This window comes from Trebonia sp., from assembly GCF_030042015.1.
Taxonomy (GTDB): Bacteria; Actinomycetota; Actinomycetes; order Streptosporangiales; family Streptosporangiaceae; genus Trebonia.
The window spans coordinates 1-3,700 of record NZ_JASIAL010000271.1; the positions used below are offsets into that span (position 1 = coordinate 1).

The 3,700-nt window shown below is 74.8% G+C and carries 4 protein-coding genes; 2 read left to right on the forward strand and 2 right to left on the reverse strand.

Annotation, left to right across the window (positions count from 1 at the left end; translation table 11 throughout):
• On the reverse strand, nt 1-275 hold a 275-nt coding region (locus tag Q1N79_RS14520), incomplete at its 3' end, for a DUF4349 domain-containing protein (RefSeq protein ID WP_300609342.1).
• 181 nt (nt 276-456) lie between these two features.
• On the opposite strand from Q1N79_RS14520, the gene arfB reads away from it, so the two are divergent.
• Complete coding sequence (arfB, locus tag Q1N79_RS14525) at nt 457-888, forward strand: alternative ribosome rescue aminoacyl-tRNA hydrolase ArfB (protein ID WP_300609344.1); 432 nt, start codon at nt 457-459, stop codon at nt 886-888.
• A 28-nt stretch (nt 889-916) separates the two neighbouring features.
• On the opposite strand, the gene msrB is transcribed toward arfB, so the two are convergent.
• The gene (msrB, locus tag Q1N79_RS14530; RefSeq protein ID WP_300609346.1) at nt 917-1,318 is read right to left on the reverse strand and encodes a peptide-methionine (R)-S-oxide reductase MsrB; all 402 of its coding nucleotides are present in this window, start codon (nt 1,316-1,318) and stop codon (nt 917-919) included.
• 55 nt (nt 1,319-1,373) lie between these two features.
• Here msrB and Q1N79_RS14535 point away from each other — a divergent pair.
• Nucleotides 1,374-3,700: AAA family ATPase (locus tag Q1N79_RS14535; protein ID WP_300609348.1), on the forward strand; the 2,327-nt coding region annotated here is incomplete at its 3' end.

The window sequence follows — 3,700 nt, forward strand, 5'->3', positions numbered from 1 at the left end:
GGGTGGCTGGGGTTGGTCGTCGCGTTCTCTGACGAGACGTACCCGCCGGCGCTGGTCACGATCGACGTCGCGCGGGCGATGGCCGCGCTGACGCCGCGGACCCGCACGGTGAGCTGCGCCGTGTAGATGAGCTGCTGACCGGTGGGCACAAGCCGCGCCGAGTCGGACTGCGCCGAGCCGCCGCCGAACCCGGCGGCCGGCAGGTTCGCGTCCGCCGACGGCGCGGCGGACGGGACGGGCGCGGGGGCCCCTGCGGCCGACTCGCTCGATGCCATGCTGCTGCTCGAGCAGCCGGCCAGCGCCGCCATGGCGATCAATAGCCCGGGGACCAAGGCGGCGCGCAACCGGCCGCGGGAGGCTCTGTCGTGCCTGTTTCGCATGCCCCTTTGACGGCACCGTGTCCGGCGCCGGTTGCGCGCTCATATCACGATTGCGAATCGGGGCATGCTTGAAGGCATGGACGGCGATCTGCGCGTGAACAGCTGGCTGGTCATCCCGGCCGGCGAGCTTGACGAGCGCTTCTCCCGCTCCTCCGGCCCCGGCGGCCAGTCGGTCAACACCACGGACAGCCGGGTCGAGCTGTCGTTCGACGTGCGACGGTCGCCGAGCCTGCCCGAATGGGCGCGCGAGCGGGCCATGGAACGGCTGGCCAGCAGGCTGGCGGGCGGCGTCCTCACGGTCGTGGCCTCCCAGGAGCGCAGCCAGCTGCTGAACCGCCAGGCTGCGCGCGAGCGCCTCGCGGCGCTGCTGCGGGACGCGGTCGCCGCGCCACCGCGGCCCCGGATCGCGACGCGGCCGAGCCGCGCCGCCCGGCAGCGCCGCCTGGAAGACAAACGCCGCCGCGCGCAGACCAAGCGCAACCGCCGCTACGACCCCGGCGGCCAATAGCAGCGGCGCGATCCCGCAGGCGCAAGCGCTACTGCGCCGGCTCGAGCGTCAGCGAAACCGAGTTGATGCACCACCGCTCGTCGGTCGGCGTGTCATACCCCTCGCCGGTGAACACGTGGCCCAGGTGGGAGTCGCACCGCGCGCACCGGGCCTCCACGCGGACCATCCCGTGCGAGCGGTCCTCGAGCAGCGTCACCGCGTCACCGTCGGAAGGCTCGTAGAACGACGGCCAGCCGCAGTGCGACTCGAACTTCGCAGCAGAACGGAACAGCTCCGCCCCGCACGCCCGGCACCTGTAGACGCCCACCGTCTTGGTGTCGGTGTACTCGCCGGCGAACGGCGCCTCGGTCCCCGCCTGGCGCAGCACGCGGTACTCCTCCGGGCTGAGCAGCTCACGCCACTGCGCATCGGTTCTGGTCACCTTCTCCATACCCCCGAGGTTAATTGATTCGAAGGTGCACCCGTCCAGCAGGGATAATTAGCGCATGGCGACACTGGTAGGCCGCGACGCCGAACTCGCCCGGCTGCAGACCCTGCTCGACCAGGCCGCCGACGGCCACGCGGTCGCCGCCCTGGTCGGCGGCGACGCGGGCGTGGGCAAGTCCCGGCTGGTCGCCGAGGTGATGGCGGTCGCCGCGCGGCAGGGCTGCACGGTGCTGTGCGGTCAGTGCGCGGAGATCGGCGACAGCGTGCCGTACCTGCCGTTCGCGGACGCGATCCGCAGCGCCAGCGCCGCGCCGGAGATCGAGGCCGCGGTGAAGGCCCGCCCGGTGCTGGCGCGGCTGCTGCCGGACGGCGGCGCGAGCGCACAGGCCGAGGCGGACTGGGCCGGCCTGACGCGCCAGCAGATGTTCGGCGCCGTGCTCGGGCTGCTCGCCGAGCTGTCGGCGCAGGCCCCGGTGCTCCTGGTCCTCGAGGACCTGCACTGGGCGGACGCGACCACCCGCGACCTGGTGACGTTCCTGCTGCGGATGCTGCACCGCGAGCGGGTCGCCACGGTCGGCACGTACCGCACCGACGACCTGCACCGCCGCCACCCGCTGCGGCCCGTGGTGGCTGACCTGCTCAGGCTCCACTCGGTGGTGCAGGTGGAGCTCGGGCCGCTCGCACCGGCCGCGCTGGCCGAGCACCTTTCCGCTATCCCGAACGGTCCAGGCCGGCTGTCCGCCGCCACCATCAACCGGATCGTCGCCAGGGCCGAAGGCAACGCTTACTACGCCGAAGAGCTGCTCACCTCGCTGTCGGGGACGGCGGCCCAGCCGGGTGCTCCCGGCGAGCCCGGGCTCCCGTCGGGTCTCGCCGCGCTGCTGCTGTCCCGGGTGGAGCGCGTGTCGGCCGCCGCCCAGCAGGTGCTGCGGGCGGCGGCGGCGGCCGGGCGGCGGGCCAGCGACGACCTGGTCCGCGCGGCCTCGCGGCTGCCCGACGCCGACTACGAGGAGGCGGTGCGCGAGGCGGTCGCGCACCAGCTGCTGCGGCCGGACGGGCCCGACGGGTACGCCTTCAGGCACGCGCTGCTGCGCGAGGCGGTCTACAACGACCTGCTGCCCGGGGAGCGGACCCGGCTGCACGCGCAGCTCGCCGTGCTGCTTTCCGGCGTGCCAGGCGCGGCGGCCGAGCTCGCGCACCACAGCCTGGCCAGCCACGACGTTCCCGGCGCGTTCGCCGCCTCGATCAGGGCCGGGCAGGAGGCCGAGCGGATTGGCGCGCCGACCGAGGCGCACCGGCACTACGACCAGGCGCTTGCGCTGTGGGACCGGGTGGACGAAGCGGCCAAGATCGCCGGGATGAGCCGCGGCAAGCTCGGCCACAAGTCCGCGACCGCCGCGGCGGCCGCCGGCGAGGTCCCCCGCGCGGTGCACCTGCTGCGGCGGATCCGCGCTGTCCTGGCCGACCGCCAGGACGCCGACCCCGACCCCGAGCTGGCAAGCCGGGTGGGGGAGCGGCTGGCGTACTTCCTCCTGCAGGGCGAAGACGACACCGGTGAGGCGTACGCGGAGGCGCTGCGCGTAGCCAGGGAGACTGTCGAGCAGACCCCGGGCGAGCCGCCCACCTGGTACCTGGCGCGGGCGATGGCGACCTACGCGATCGCGCTGATGGCGGCCGCGGACAACGCCGCGGCCCGCGAGTGGGCGCAGCGCGCCCGCGCCGTCGCCGGGCAGGCCGACGCGCCGTCCGTCGAGGCGGACGCCGTGGTCACCCTCGGCCAGCTGAGCAGCCGCGAGGGCAACGCCGACGAGGCCATCGGCCTGTTCTCCGCCGCCTTCGCGCACGCGGCCGCGACCCGGGTGCTCGGCGTGGAGCTGCGCGCCGCCTACCAGCTGGCCGTGGAGCATCTCATCCGCGGCGAGCTCGCCGAGGCGGCGCGCGTCGCCCACCTGGGGGTGCGCCGCGCGGACGCCGAGGGGCTTGGCCTCGCGCCGTTCGGCATGGACCTGCAGCACCTGCACTTCCAGGCGCACTTCGCCGACGGCGAGTGGGACCACGCGCAGGAGATCGCCGACGGCTTCCCGGTCCGCGGCACCTGCCAGCCCGAGGCGGTGCTGTCCGCGATGGCCCTGTTCGTCGACGTGGCCAGGGGCAACGCCGCCGCCGACGAGCGGCGGACCTGGCTGGAACCGTTCTGGGACGACGTCTTCGTCGCCTACGTCGGCAGGGGGCTGCTGGCCGAGCAGGCGCTCTGGCGCGGCGACACCGACCTCGCGCTGTCCCACGCGCAGGCCGCGATCAGCGCCGACGCGTGGCCGTCGCACAGCCCCTCGGTCATCCGGGTGGCCGCGGTGGCGCTGGCCGCGCGCGCCGACCGCGCGGTCGC

What these genes read in the sequence shown, in the direction of transcription:
- arfB (WP_300609344.1), top strand. Translation starts at nt 457, where the DNA reads ATGGACGGCGATCTGCGCGTGAACAGCTGGCTGGTCATCCCGGCCGGC.
- msrB (WP_300609346.1), bottom strand. Translation starts at nt 1,318, where the DNA reads ATGGAGAAGGTGACCAGAACCGATGCGCAGTGGCGTGAGCTGCTCAGC.